A 13,711-nucleotide genomic window follows, 5' to 3' on the forward strand; every position below is an offset into this window, starting at 1 on the left:
GGACGATGGATCATCCCGGAGCAGGCGGTACTCAGCGGATCGGGCCCTACACGCTGCTCGGAAGGCAGAGCACGGTCGGCGGGAGCGAAGTCTTCGCGGCCCGCACGGACGACGGGCTGCTCGTCACGGTCACTGTCATAGGACCCGGACTCGCCACGGAGCCGGGCTTCCGGGACCGGTTCCGTACCGACGTCGAGGCGGCACGGACGCTCTCCGGTGCCTTCCTCGTACCGGTGCTGGATGCCGACGCGGACGCGCCGGTTCCCTGGCTGGCGACCGAGTTCACCGCCGGACTGCCGCTCCGGCAGGCGGTGGACCGGCACGGTCCGCTGCCCGAACCGGCTCTGCGGGTGCTCGCCGACGGTCTCGCCCGGGCGCTGGCCGTAATCCACGCGGCCGGGAGGGTCCACGGCGGGGTGAGCCCGGACGCGGTGCTGCTGACCATGGACGGGCCCCGCGTCACCGCCGTGGGGCTCACGGGGCCCACCGGCGGTCCGGCACCCTCACCGACGGACGACATGTTCGACCTCGGGTCGACCGTGCTGTACGCGGCTTCCGGGGGCGAGCCGGACACCGGCGCCCTCCCTGGGTCGCTCCGCGACGTGATCGGCGGCTGCCTGTACCCGGACCCGCCGGACCGTCCCACCGCGGAGCAACTCGTCGAGTACCTGAGGCGTCAGGACCTTCCGGCCCCCGCGGGCAGTTGGCTGCCGCCGGCGGTGACCGCCGACATGGCCGCCGCGACCGCGGCGGTGGGATCGGCGTCCGCCGGGGTCGGAGGCCGGGGCACGGCGTTACCCCCGCCGCCGGTGAACGCCGCCGGCGCGGGTGTCAGCCGCCGGAAGCTGCTCATCGGTCTGGCCGGGGGCGCGGCCGTACTCGGCGGGACCGCGGCGGCACTCGCCTTCACCGGCGACCCGTCGCCGACGCCCGGCGGCCGGGCCGGCGGGCCCGGACCCACCGCACGGCCGGCCACTCCGCCGGGTGTGCGCTCCCCGGCCTCCTCCGCGTCGCCGTCCCCGACGGACGGACCGGAAGCGCTCGTGCTGGCCGGACCCGACGCCGTCAAGGCATGGTCGCGCGCCGGGAAACACGCCCCCACCTGCCTGGAAGCCTCCGGCAAGGTGGTCATGGTGGTCACGGACACCGCCACGTCCTTCCTGGACGCCGCGACCGGGAAATCCAAATTCCCCGGGCTCAACACGGTCAACGAATACGGCACGACCAGCTTCAAGTACCCGACGGCGTACGCGGACGGAGTGTTCTACCTGCTCTGCGACACCCCCGATCAGTCGGGCCTGCTGGCGGCGTTCGACGCCGCCAGTGGGAAGGCGAAGTGGGCGACCAGGATGGCCGAGGTCGAATCCGGCGGGGGCAAGCCCACCGCGATGTACCGGAGCACCTATGTGGCTGTCGCGGGGAACACGGTGTACGTATGCGGGACGATGAGCGTGTTGGACGGGTCGTACTCGTCCACGTCCCCGACCACCGGTTACATCCGTGCGTTCAGCGCCGCGACCGGCAAGGGACTGTGGCGGGTCAAGGGCACCGACATCAACAACGTGCTGGTGCCACCCACCGGTTCTCGCCTGCTGGCCACCTCGGCCGTACCGGCGAGGAAGCCCGGCCGCGTCCAGATGATCGACGCCGGCAGACGAGGCGCCCGCGGCTGGAAGGTGTCCGTCCCGTACGGCGGGTTCTACTTCACCACCGGCTGGCCGCTGACGTGCTACGCCGCCGGGCTGTTCCTGTTCGCCGGCGGCGACGGCGACACGCTGTTCGCCGTCGACGCGGCCACGGGCAGCGAGAAGTGGCATCAGCGCTTCGAGTCGAAGAGCGGGGACCGGGTCCGGATCGGCGCCCCGTTCGCCGGCCTCGACGGTGCGACCGTCTACGTACCCGTCGGCAGCGACCTGGCCGCCCTGGCCACCGCCGACGGTACGCCCCGGTGGGTCGCGAGGCTCGACGGGGCGAGCGAGACGGGCGGTTCCACCATGTTCAACGCCTCCCTCAGGATCTCCGGCAAGAGCGCGCAGTGTTCGGCCGACACCGTCTTCGCCACCGACAGCGCCAAGACGCTGTGGGCCATCGACGCGGCCACCGGCAGAGCCCGGTGGAGATACAGCGACCCGGGGCAGCCGGACGTGGGGTTCCTGTGGACGGTGGGCGGCGACCGCGTGTTCGTCGCCTCGCACCTGACGATGACCGCGATCGCGGCCCACGCACGGTAAGGAACGGGGAGAAGCATGGAGACGAGTGTGGAACTCGCCGGCCTGGCATCGGTGGCCGCGGCGCGTCTGATCGATCTGCTGGCGACGGACGGCTGGGCCGCGGTCAAGTCCTCGGTCCTGTCGCTGTGGCGGTCCGCGCACCCGGAGCGCGTCGAGGAGGAACTCGGCGAAGCAAGGGGCGAGTTGCTCCAGGCACGGCGGACCGGTGACGGGCAGGAGCTCCAAGGGATGCTGGTCGCCGAGTGGCAGGCCCGCATCGTCCGGCTCATGGCCACGCGGCCGGACGCCGTCGAGGAGCTGCGCGCGCTGCTCGGCGGGGAACCGCGCTCCGCCGGAGCCCCGGAACAGCTGATCACGGGCTCGATGACGATGGAGGCACATGTCTCCGGCGGCGACGCCTACCTGGCGGGCCGGGACATGACCGTCACCAGAGGCGGACAGGCGTGACGGAACGCGGCACCGGCGCCCCGTCCCCCGACGGGCCGCCCCTCTGGCAGCCGAAACGGCAGGAGGCGAGCGCGACCGGCGGCGGCAGCGTCTTCCAGGCCGGCCGAGACCTCCACGTCCGCTACGGCGCCGAGGGGCGAAGAACCGTGCCCGGCCCCGGAGCCGACCGAGTGCTGTGCCCGTACCCGGGCCTGGCCCCGTTCGGCGCGCAGCACAAGCAGTGGTTCCACGGCCGTGAGCGCATGGTCCACCTCGTGTGCGAGCGGATGGACGCCCGGATGCGTAAGGGCGGCCCGCTGGTGCTGATCGGCCCCTCGGGGGCCGGGAAGTCGTCCCTGCTCGCGGCCGGGGTACTGCCGGCCCTGGACGACGGCCGGTTTCCGGTGGCGGGTTCGAGCACATGGCCGCGGCTGCTGCTGACCCCGACGACGTCCCCGGCCCTGGCGCTGGCCGCCGCCGCCGGGTTCGACGCCGGGGCCGCCCGGAGCACGGCAGAGGCGTGGCGGGCCGATCCCGAGCGGTGCCTCGCCGAACTGCGCGAGATCACCGGGGCCGGCGACCCGGCGCCCGCCGGGGACGCCCCGCCCGCGGGACTGGTCGTCGTGGTCGACCAGTTCGAGGAGATCTTCACGGCCTGCGGCGACGAGACCGACCGGCAGTGGCTCATCGACGTGCTCGACCGCCTGGCCCGGCCCACGGGCGGTGCGGTCGTGGTGCTGGGGGTACGCGCGGACTTCTACGCCGCGTGCACGGCCCATCCGCAGCTCCGGGCGGCACTGCGGGCCGGACCGGTCCTGTTGGAACCGATGGTGGAGGACGAACTCAAGGACGCGATCCGCCGCCCGGCCGGCAGCGTGGGCCTCGACGTCGAGGACGGCCTGGTCGAGGTGCTGCTGGCGGACCTGGGCGCGGTCGGCGGACCGGTCGGTACCAGCACCACGGGCCGGCTGCCGCTGCTCGCGCACGCCCTGCGGGCCACCTGGCAGCAGCGGCACGGGCACACGCTCACCGTGGACGGCTACCGCGTCACCGGCGGCATCCAGGGCGCCATCGCCACCACGGCGAACAGGCTCTACGACATTCTGCCGCCGCCCTGCCAGGAGGTCGCGCGGTGGGTGTTCCTGCGGCTCGTCATCGTGGGGCGCGATGCCGACGACAGCCGCCGGCGCGTCCGGTACGACGAGCTGCTGCGTCACGCGCCGGACCGGGAAGCGGCCGTCAGGGTCCTGGACGACTTCACCCGCGGCCGGCTGCTCACCCGGGACGAGGACACGGTCGTGATGACGCATGAGGTGCTCATCCGCGCCTGGCCCCGGCTGCGGGGCTGGATCGAGCACGACCGCAGCGGGAACCTCGTACGGCAGGATCTCGAAGAGGCGGCCACGCATTGGGAACGGGCCGGCCGGGAGGCGGCCGCGCTGTACCGCGGCAACCGCCTGGAAGCCGCACTCGCCTGGGCCGGGACGCACGGGCCGGAACTCAGCGCCGCCGCCCGGGCGTTCCTGGCAGCCGCCCGCCACCACCAGCGGCGCGGGCAATGGCTCCGGCGCGCCGCGGTCGCCACCATCACCGCCCTGGCCGTGATCGCCTCGCTGACCGCGGTGTTCGCCTTCCGGCAGGAGTCCCGGGCCCGGGACGCCGCGGCCGAGGCCCTGCGAGCCCGCGACCAGGCCGTCAACGCCGCCGTCACCTCCGCGTCCGTACAGCTGGCGCCGACCGATCCCTCGCTGTCCGCCCAACTCGCGCTGACCGCCTATCGCATGGACCCGACCGCGGAGGCGGCGTCCCGGCTCATCAGCACCAAGAACACACCGCTGGCCACCCGGCTGCCCGGCTCGCAGGGCGCGGTGAACACCGTGGCGTACAGCCCCGACGGGCACATGCTGGCGGCCGGGAACGTCCGCCGGAACATCGTCCGGCTGTGGGACGTCTCCGATCCCGGCCGTCCGGTGGAGCTGGGCCGGCCCATATCCGTGAGCCGTTCCGTGGCGTCGATCCGGTCGCTCGCGTTCAGCCCGGACGGCCGGGTGCTGGCCGTCGGGGGCCGCGTCAGTGACAAGGGCGACGGCGGTTCCGGCGGATTCGTCGACCTGTGGAGCCTGACCAGCCCCAGTCACCCCGTCCCGCTCGGCCGGCCGAAGGCTCCCGCCATTCAGGGTTTCGACGCCGCGACGGCCGTCGAATCGCTGGCGTTCAGTCCCGACGGCCGTACCCTGGCCGCCGGATGGCACGCCGGACTCGTCAGCCTGTGGAACGTCACCCGCCCCGACGACGTCGACCCCGCGGAAGCGCCCCTGAACCTCGGCTGCCCCGGAGTCTTCTCCGGTCGCATCGCGTTCAGCCCCACCGGGCGTACCCTGGCCGCCGCGTGCGACGACGAGGCCGGCACCATCAGCCTGTGGAACACCACCGACCCGGCCCGCCCCGGCCGCGGCCGTTCCGTCAAGGCCGGGCACCACGTCAACTCCCTGGCGTTCAGCCCCGACGGCGGCACCCTGGCCGCCGGGTCCAACCCCGGCAGGGTCCACCTGTGGAAGGTCGCCGATCCCGGCCGCCCCGCCCCTCTGGGCAAGCCGCTGACGGGTCCCACCCAGTCCGTCATGTCGGTGGCGTTCAGCCCCGACGGTCACACGCTGGCGGCCGGCAGCGCCGACCACACCATCCATCTGTACAACGTCACCCATCCCAAGGCCATCGGCCCTCTGGGCCGGCCGCTGACCGGTCCCGGCGACGCGGTGACCGAGGTGGTGTTCAGCCCGGACAGCCGTACCCTCGCCGCCGGGAACACCGACGGCAACGTCGATCTGTGGAATCTGCCGCCGACCCGGATCATCGGCGCCGGCGGGAACGTGGCATCCGTGGCGTTCAGCCCCGACGGGCGGACCCTGGCCGCCGGGAACCAGAACAACACCGTCTCGCTGTGGAACACCGCCGACCCCAATCACCCCGTTCCCCGCGGTGATCCGCTCACCGGCCCCGACGAACCGGTCGACGCCGTGGCGTTCAGCCCGGACGGCCGCACCCTGGCCGCGGGCGACAGCGGCGGCACCGTCACGTTGTGGAACACCACCGACCCCGGCCGTCCCGTTCGCCTCCGTGAAACCCTCACCGGGGCCGGCGGGCTCATCTTCGCGCTGGCGTTCAGCCCCGACGGCAAGACCCTGGCCGCGGCCGGCGACCACAGGTCCGGCAGCATCGCCCTCTGGGACGTCAGCGACCCCGCACACCCGGTCTCCCGGGCCGGCATCTCCAATTCCCGTACGTCGTCCGTCATGTCGCTGGCGTTCAGCCGTGACGGCACGATGCTGGCGGCCGGCGGCGACGGCAGCAACGGCACGGTCGGACTGTGGAGTACGACGGCCCCCGGGGTCCGCATCGGGCAGCCGATCGACCAGCCGACCGCCACCAGCACCTGGGTGGCGTTCAGTCCGGACGGCCACACCCTCGCCACCGGGAACAGTCGCGGCACCGTCACCCTGTGGGATGCCACCGACCCCCACCGCCTCTCGCGCAGGGGCAGCCCCCTGACCGTACCCGGGGGCAGCCTGTGGTCGGTGGCCTTCAGCCCGGACGGGCGCACCCTCGCGGCGGCCGGCCACACCGGCAGCGGGACCATCCACCTGTGGGACGTCTCCGATCCCGACCACCCCACCGCCATCGGCGGGCCGCTGACCGTGGAGACCGGATTCGTCGCCGTCCTGGCCTTCAGCCCGGACAGTCGTACCCTGGCCGCCACCACCGACGACGGCGTGGCCACGCTCTGGGACCTGAACGTCGAGTCCGCCATCAGCCGCATCTGCGCCGGGAGCTCCGGCGCCCTGACCCGGCAGCAATGGAGCCGGTACGTCGTCCCCCTGCCCTACGACCCACCCTGTGCGACCACCCGGTAGGGCCGGGTCAGGTCGATACCGGCTCCGGCCGCCAGGGCCTGGCCGAACTGCCGGGCTTGCACCATGTGCGGGAAGCCCGAGCGGTGCGTGACGTTGATCGCTGAACCGACCGCGACACGCAGGCGCCCACGGCGCACGAGGTCGGCATCAAGGAGGCGTAAAAGACTGCCGGTGGTCGGCAATGAATGCTGGTGGGGCGGGTGGGATCATCCGGTTACCTCGGGGATCACCCCGCGGCGGGGAGGTGCGTATGGGCTTGTTTCTCGGTCTCGGCACAGCGGGGATCGTGTTGCTCGCTGCCTCGCTCGTCCTGGACGGAGTGCTGGAAGGTTTCTTCGACGGGGCCTTGGGCGGGCTCTTCGACGGCTGGCTGTCGCTGCCGGTCATCGCCGGATTCGTCTCGATGCTGGGCTTCACGGGCGCGATCGTTCTCGGCAGCACCGGTCTGGGTGCGGGCCCGGCCACCGCGGTCGGGGCGCTGACCGGCATCGGCGCCGGGTGGCTGACCTGGCGACTGAGCCGGAGCCTCATGAGGGACCGGAGCGCAGCCGCCCCGCGTGGCAGCGACCTCATCGGCATCGCCGGGTCCGTGGTCACGGCCATCCCGGCGGACGGCTACGGCGAGGTGCTGCTCAGGGTGGCCGGCCAGCCGGTGAAGTTCGCCGCCAAGTCGGACGATCCCGTGCGGCGCGGTGCCGAGGTGTGGGTCGAGGAAACCTTGTCGCCCACTTCGGTTCGCGTACGTCTCGTCGAGCGCTGACGGGCCTGTTCACCCTTCCCCATAGACCACGCCCATCGATCTGCCCTCCTCGGGAAGGCAGGAGGGATACGCCATGAGTCCGGTCGTCGTCGCAGTGGTGGGAGTCGTCGTACTCCTCGTACTGCTCGCCCTCGTCGTGATCACGCGGTACAAGGTCGCAGGTCCGAGCGAGGCTTTCATCATCACGGGACGCCGGGGGAAGAAGTCCACCGACCCCGAGACGGGACGCGTCTTCACCGACAACAGCGGCCAGAAGGTCGTGGTCGGCGGCGGGGTCTTCGTCGTGCCCTTCGTCCAGCAGAAGTTCACTCTCGACCTCTCCTCCCGTCACATACCCGTCGCCGTCCGCGGCGCGGTCACTCTGCGCGGCGTGAAGGCCAACCTCGAAGGTGTCGCCATCGTCAAGGTCGGTGGTGGGGAGGACTCGATCCGGGCGGCCGCCCAGCGGTTCCTGATGCAACAGGACGGCATCGTCGGCTTCACGCAGGAGGTGCTGTCCGGTGCACTGCGGTCCATCGTCGGCCGGATGTCCGTCGAGGACATCATCCGGGACCGGGCCGCGTTCGCCGGACAGGTCGCCGAAGAGGCCGAGGCCAGCCTCTCCGGCCAGGGCTTGGTCCTGGACGCCTTCCAGATCCAGGACATCACGACCGAGGGCTCCTACCTGGAGGACCTCGGTCGCCCGGAAGCGGCCCGCGCGAAGCAGGAGGCGGACATCGCCGAGGCGGTCGCCCGCCGGGCGTCGGAGCAGGCCCGGCTGAAGGCCGAGGAGGAGATCGCGATCGCCCAGCGGACGTTCGCGCTCAAGCAGGCCGAGATCAAGGCCGAGACGGACGAGGCTGCTGCCAAGGCCGCCGCCGCCGGCCCCCTGGCCGAGGCCGACCGGCAGCAGGAGATCCTCAGCCAACAGGAGAAGGTCGCCGAGCGGCAGGCCGCGCTGACCGACCGGGAGCTCGACACCAGGGTCCGCAAGCCGGCCGACGCGGCCCGCTACCAGGCCGAGCAGGAGGCCGAGGCGCGTCGTGTCGCTCAGGTCAAGGAGGCCGAGGCGGAAGCGCAGCGTGCCCGGCTGACCGGTGAGGGCGAGAAGGCCCACCGGGCCGCGCTCGCCGACGCCGTACGCATCGAGGGCGAGGCACAGGCCGCCGCGATCGCCGCCCGAGGGTCGGCGGAGGCCGAGGCCATGCGCAAGAAGGCCGACGCCTTCGCCCAGTACGGTGACGCGGCGGTGCTCCAGATGCTGGTCGAGGTCCTGCCGCAGGTCGTCGGCAAGGCAGCCGAACCACTGGCTGCGATCGACAAGATGACGGTCATCTCCACCGACGGCGCGAGCAAGCTGACGCGCACGGTCACCGACAACGTCGCCCAGGGGATGGAGCTGCTCGGCTCCGCCACGGGCGTAGACCTTGCGGAACTGCTCAAGGGCGTCACCACCCGGACCGCCGGGGTCACGGCGGCCCATGAGACAGGAGCGACCGCACCGCACAACGGAAAGATCGAAATCGGCGACTGAGTAAGAAGCCCGCTGGCTGCCCTCAGAGCTCCTGGTTCGGCCAGTCCAGCAGGCGGGCGCCGATGACAGCGGTCTGGAGCGTGTAGCGGTGGACGGGATCGCCGGGGTCGGCGCCGGTCAGCCGGCGAATCCGCTCCAGCCGGTACGTCATGGCCCGGGCGCTCAGGGAGAGGCGCCGGGCGGCCTCGGCGCCCACGCACCCGGTGTCGAAGTACGCGGTGAGGGTGTCGAGGAGCGGCTGCGCGCCGCCACGGGCCTGCCGCAACGGGCCGAGCACACTGCGCACGAGGTCGGCCATGGCCTGACGGTCGCGGGTGAGGACCGGGAATACGAGGAGGTCGGCAGCGTGCAGCACCGGCTCCTCCAGGTCCATGCGCTCGGCCAGGTCAAGGGCGTTGAGCGCCTCTTCATAGGAGTGGACGACTCCGCCGACGCCAGGGTGGGGGCGCCCGATGGCGACACGGCCGCCGTCGGTCGCGGCGTACGCCTGCTTGGCGAACAACGCCAGTACGTCGGCCTGGTCGCCGGGCGCGACGCAGATGAGGCGGCCGTTCTTGGTGGTCAGCAGGATCCGGCGGTCCCCGAAACGGGCCCCGAGGAGCGCCTCGATGCTGCGGGTGGCCGCGTAGCCGTCGTCGTACGGCTCCGTTCCCTGCGCCACCGCGACCGCGTGGGCGTGTGACAGCAACAGCCCGAACCGCTCGGCTCGTTCGGCGAGACGGCCGAGGTCGCTCCGGCCGTGGAGCAGGTCGTCGATGAACTCGCGGCGGGTCGCCTCCTCTTGGCGGATCGCGAGCCGCTGGGCCCGCTCGTGGCCTTCCGCGAAGGCGTCGACGGCCTGCTCCACCGCTGCGAGCAGGTGGTCGGCGGCCGCTCCGCGCAAGCCGCCCCGTACGTCCTGGGCGGCGGAGAGGTGGGCGCGCACCAAGAGGCGCAGGCCGACGCCGGCCTCGGCGGCCCGCTCCCCTTGTGACCGGAGCGCTGCCACCTCGTCGCGGTTCAGACGTCTGCCGGTGGCGCAGGCGTCGGCGAGGATGTGGGCGTACCCGTCCATGTACTCCTCGGCTGAGCCGCGTTCCACCATGGCTGGTTCCCCTGTTCTTGTCGCATCGATACCGGCTCCCTGACGTGTGGATGCCAAGGTCGCACCCGGGCACCGAAATGCGGTTGCCGGCATCAAAACGTCCTCAAGATTGCCAGGCCGCAGCAGTGCGAGCAAACGTGTTGTGCCTCCATCAGTGCATCTGCCGGGCCAGGCGCTCAAGCGGATGCCGGGGACCGGAAATCAGCACGTGGCGCCCGGGAAGCGGGAGGAGGTCATGACGGAGGACGACGACCGTGACGACTGCCGCGAAAATGGCAAGGAGGGCACCGGTACGGAGAGCGCGAGGCAGCCAACGACAACCGTGCCACCGGCGTAAGGTCGGTGGCTCTACCCGTAGTTCATGAACCAGTGAGTGTCGAAAAAGCGGGCCATCGTGAACGGGTGGTGCGGGTCGATGAGGACGCGGCAGACGAACTCGGCGGCCTGGCAGTCGAAGGGGACGTCCTCACCGTCGAAGGACCGGACCACGACGGGCCAGCGGTCGGGGTCGCCGCCGTCGGCCCTCCAGCAATACAGGTTCTCGTGCTCCGTACCTGCCCAGATGAGCAGGCCGTCCTCCCTGAGGTCCGTCCACGGCTCCTGGTTCAGGTCCAGGAATCCGTCGAAGGCGCCCTTGCCGAACGTCTCGACCATGCGCTTGTAGTCGCTCGGCAGCGCGGTGCCCAGGCGGGACTCCATATCCGCCCAGTCAATGTCCGGCCGCTGGTCGGACCGGGTCCAGCCGGTGATCAATCTGAGCCGCTCCATCCAGTCGATGTCCTCGTCCTCGTCCTCGTCCTCCTCCGGAGCGACACCCAAGGGTTCGGGCACCTCTCGGTGTGCGATCACCAGCACCGACCGCTCGGTCCCCTCGGCGTCCCGCGCCGTACCCGCGCCGACCCACTGATCCCCGTACGCCCACGCCCGTAGCGTCACGGCGCGGTCCTCGAAGGGGACGAGGAGAGCCGCGCCCCTGGAATCGTCGACCGTCGGATCGGTGAAGCCGTCGAGGACGAGGGTGCGCGGGGCGCCGTACCTGCCCGAGAGCAGGTCGGTCAGGTCCCGCGGGTCAAGATCGCCCGGCAGGTACATGTGGCTGTCCTCCGGGCCGAGTCGGGCCAGAAGGTCGTTGACGGCCGCTTGCGTGAGCTCCATGGCGGACAGTGAAGCGCACCGCACTGACAATGCGGCTCATCAGGCCCTCCAATGCTTCCTGCCGACGGGCGGGGTCTACGCTCCGACGAGCTGCGCGGCAACCAGTGGGTGCAGGGCCACCTGACCGGGGTCCCTCCGCACGAGTGGGTGGTCCCGTATTCCGGCCCGTTTCCGTGCGGGCGCTACCGCACCCTCTGGTTGAACAACAGCCGGGCCGGCGGTGGGCGGCCGATACGCTGGTCGCATCGAGCGGGTGACGGTGGAGGAGGACGCGGTGAGCGTGGAGGAGCCGCTGTCGCGGATGCCTCAGATGCGGCTCGACGAGCTGCTGGAGGAGCTCCAGGCGCGCATCAATGCGGCCAGGGGTACCCGGGACCGGGTGCACAGCCTGCTGGAGGCGGTCGTCTCGGTGGGCAGGGAGCTGGACCTGTCGCAGGTGCTGCGGCGCATCGTGGAGGCCGCCGCGCTGCTCGTCGACGCGCAGTACGCCGCTCTGGGGGTGATCGGGCCGGGCGGCCGGACGCTGTCGCAGTTCCTCACCGTCGGGCTGACCGAGGAGGAGATCGCGAAGATCGGGCCGCTGCCGGCCGGGCACGGCATCCTGGGGGAGCTGATCCGCAACCCCGAACCGCTGCGGCTGACCGACCTGGGTGCGCACGAGGCGTCGTACGGCTTCCCGGCGCACCATCCGCCGATGCGGACGTTCCTCGGCGTCCCCATCCGCGTACGCGACGAGGTCTTCGGCAACCTCTACCTGACCGACAAGCACGGCGGTGTGGACTTCGACGCCGAGGACGAGTCGGTGATCTCCACGCTGTCGGTGGCCGCAGGTGTGGCGATCGACAACGCCCGGCTCTACGAAGCCTCTCAGCGCCAGCAGCGCTGGCTCCAGGCGAACGCCGAGATCACCAACAGCCTCCTCTCGGGCAGCCCGCGACTGGCGGTCCTGGAGCTGATCGCCCGCCGTGCCCAGGAGATCACGGGGGCAGCGCTCGCCGACGTGTCCGTGCCCGTCCCCGGTACGGACGACCTCGTCGTGGAACTCGCGATCGGCGCCGACGACGACACTCGGCGGGGCCTGGTGGTGCCCGTCCAGGGCACGCTGTCCGGGGCCGCCTACCAGGCGGGCACGCCGGTGACCACGACAGGGCTGGCAGAGGACGACCGTTACACGGCCGGGCCCCGTCGCTTCGACGGCCTCGGCCCGGCCGTGGCCGTTCCGCTGGGCACCGAGGCCAAGGACGTCCGGGGTGTTCTGCTGCTGGCACGTCCCGTGGGCGAGCCGGTGTTCACCGAGGGGGAGCTCGAACCGCTGCGGGCGTTCGCCGGTCAGGCCGCGCTCGCCCTGGAACTCGCGGAGCGGCGCAACGACGCCGAGCAGCTCGCGCTGCTGGAGGACCGCGACCGCATCGCCCGGGACCTGCACGACCTCGCCATTCAGCGCCTGTTCGCGACCGGGATGACCCTGCAGAGCGCCGCACGGCTCGTCCAGCACGAGGGCGCCGCCGAACGCGTCTCGCGCGCTGTCGGGGACCTCGACGAGACCATCAAGATCATCCGCTCCACGATCTTCGGATTGCGGGCCCGAGAAGAGGACACGGGCCCGAGCCTGCGCGCTCGTGCGGCGCGCGCCGTCGGCGAGGCCGGCACCACGCTCGGCTTCCCGCCCCGCCTGAGCATGGAGGGCCTGCTCGACACCGATGTCCCGCCGCGGGTGGCCGACCATGTCATGGCGGCCCTGGGCGAAGCGCTGAGCAACGCGGCCCGCCACGCGCACGCGACTCGCGTCGAGGTGTCCCTGCGGGCCACGGCGGACGAGGTCGTCCTCACCGTCACGGACAACGGCAGGGGCATCCCGGCCGACGGCAGACGCAGCGGCCTGAGCAACCTGGAGGAGCGGGCCAGGAGTGTGGGCGGCGCCTTCGACATCCAGGCGCCGGCCGAAGGCGGCGCCAGACTCCTCTGGCGGGCGCCGGTCGCCCAGCCGGAATGATCATGAATCGTCGACGGTGCTTTCCGCACCCGATGCGGGACGCGCCGGCTCCGCAGTGAGCCGGGAGCCCGTGACCAGATCCGGCCGGATGCGCAGCGCCGCGTTCATCGCCTCGTGCTGCACCCAGGGGCGGAGGGCTGCCGCATAACGGGCGAGGTCGCGTTCATCGGTGACCAGCCGGGCGTACCCGGTGACGACGACGCTCCAGCCGAGATGCGTCACCGGGTCGATGACGTCCGCCTCGTAGGCCACCACGACCCCCATCGCGTCGGCCGGGGCCACGACGGAGGCGAGCGTCGCGCCGTCGTGCAATTGGACGACGATGTCCTCACCGTCCATGAGGTGGTTGACCGGCCGCACGGCGGGCAGGGCCTGCTGGGTGAAGACGATGCGCCCCAGCGAGACGGTGCCCAGCAACCGCAGAGCTTCGTCGCGGTCGAGTCCTGTCATGCGCCGGGGTGCCACCGCCTCACGGTGGCTGCCCACCGATCGATGCGTGGCTACGTCGTTCATCGTGCCCACCTTCTTCTCCCACTCACCGTCTCGGGTCACCGGGGGTGCCCGACAGCCAGCCTCCCGTGGTCGCCGCCCCCTCGGCAGGGTCCAACGGGCCATTCAGGAGGGCCGGTTTCCTCAGC

The 13,711-nt window shown here is 72.0% G+C and carries 9 protein-coding genes; 6 read left to right on the plus strand and 3 right to left on the minus strand.

Annotated elements, in window-relative coordinates:
- Positions 1-5: 5 nt before the first annotated feature.
- The 5 genes from ACZ6C1_RS18530 to ACZ6C1_RS18550 all read left to right on the plus strand — a co-directional run bounded on the left by ACZ6C1_RS18530 (position 6) and on the right by ACZ6C1_RS18550 (position 8,841).
- Positions 6-2,231, plus strand: coding sequence for an outer membrane protein assembly factor BamB family protein (locus tag ACZ6C1_RS18530; RefSeq protein ID WP_469242157.1), 2,226 nt, complete (start codon positions 6-8; stop codon positions 2,229-2,231).
- Positions 2,232-2,246: 15 nt separating this feature from the next.
- Entirely contained in the window at positions 2,247-2,678 is a 432-nt protein-coding gene (locus tag ACZ6C1_RS18535; RefSeq protein WP_469242158.1) for a hypothetical protein, read from the plus strand.
- Entirely contained in the window at positions 2,675-6,568 is a 3,894-nt protein-coding gene (locus tag ACZ6C1_RS18540; RefSeq protein ID WP_469242159.1) for an NACHT and WD repeat domain-containing protein, read from the plus strand. The genes ACZ6C1_RS18535 and ACZ6C1_RS18540 overlap by 4 nt, the downstream gene beginning before the upstream one ends.
- Before the next feature lie 250 nt (positions 6,569-6,818).
- Entirely contained in the window at positions 6,819-7,328 is a 510-nt protein-coding gene (locus tag ACZ6C1_RS18545; RefSeq protein WP_469242160.1) for a hypothetical protein, read from the plus strand.
- A 73-nt stretch (positions 7,329-7,401) separates the two neighbouring features.
- A complete protein-coding gene (locus ACZ6C1_RS18550; protein WP_469242161.1) occupies positions 7,402-8,841 on the plus strand; it encodes a flotillin family protein in 1,440 nt (479 codons plus the stop codon).
- A gap of 22 nt (positions 8,842-8,863) precedes the next feature.
- Here ACZ6C1_RS18550 and ACZ6C1_RS18555 read toward each other — a convergent pair whose 3' ends face one another.
- Both ACZ6C1_RS18555 and ACZ6C1_RS18560 read right to left on the minus strand, forming a co-directional pair.
- On the minus strand, positions 8,864-9,925 hold the full coding sequence (locus tag ACZ6C1_RS18555; protein ID WP_469242162.1) for a PucR family transcriptional regulator: 1,062 nt from the start codon (positions 9,923-9,925) through the stop codon (positions 8,864-8,866).
- A gap of 348 nt (positions 9,926-10,273) precedes the next feature.
- Positions 10,274-11,080, minus strand: a complete 807-nt coding sequence (locus ACZ6C1_RS18560) for a hypothetical protein (protein ID WP_469242163.1) — start codon at positions 11,078-11,080, stop codon at positions 10,274-10,276.
- A 274-nt stretch (positions 11,081-11,354) separates the two neighbouring features.
- Between ACZ6C1_RS18560 and ACZ6C1_RS18565 the strand changes: the two genes are divergently transcribed.
- A complete protein-coding gene (locus ACZ6C1_RS18565; RefSeq protein ID WP_469242318.1) occupies positions 11,355-13,073 on the plus strand; it encodes a sensor histidine kinase in 1,719 nt (572 codons plus the stop codon).
- Here ACZ6C1_RS18565 and ACZ6C1_RS18570 read toward each other — a convergent pair whose 3' ends face one another.
- Positions 13,074-13,586: a pyridoxamine 5'-phosphate oxidase family protein gene (locus ACZ6C1_RS18570; protein WP_469242164.1), complete on the minus strand. Its 513-nt coding sequence runs from the start codon at positions 13,584-13,586 to the stop codon at positions 13,074-13,076.
- Positions 13,587-13,711: the final 125 nt, after the last annotated feature.

The sequence above is a fragment of the Streptomyces sp. NPDC041796 genome, assembly GCF_055590785.1.

Bases quoted from the DNA above. Each gene is read 5' to 3' on its own strand.
- ACZ6C1_RS18530 (WP_469242157.1), top strand. From the start codon at position 6: ATGGATCATCCCGGAGCAGGCGGTACTCAGCGGATCGGGCCCTACACG.
- ACZ6C1_RS18550 (WP_469242161.1), top strand. From the start codon at position 7,402: ATGAGTCCGGTCGTCGTCGCAGTGGTGGGAGTCGTCGTACTCCTCGTA.
- ACZ6C1_RS18555 (WP_469242162.1), bottom strand. From the start codon at position 9,925: ATGGTGGAACGCGGCTCAGCCGAGGAGTACATGGACGGGTACGCCCAC.
- ACZ6C1_RS18570 (WP_469242164.1), bottom strand. From the start codon at position 13,586: ATGAACGACGTAGCCACGCATCGATCGGTGGGCAGCCACCGTGAGGCG.
- ACZ6C1_RS18535 (WP_469242158.1), top strand. From the start codon at position 2,247: ATGGAGACGAGTGTGGAACTCGCCGGCCTGGCATCGGTGGCCGCGGCG.
- ACZ6C1_RS18560 (WP_469242163.1), bottom strand. From the start codon at position 11,080: ATGGAGCTCACGCAAGCGGCCGTCAACGACCTTCTGGCCCGACTCGGC.
- ACZ6C1_RS18545 (WP_469242160.1), top strand. From the start codon at position 6,819: ATGGGCTTGTTTCTCGGTCTCGGCACAGCGGGGATCGTGTTGCTCGCT.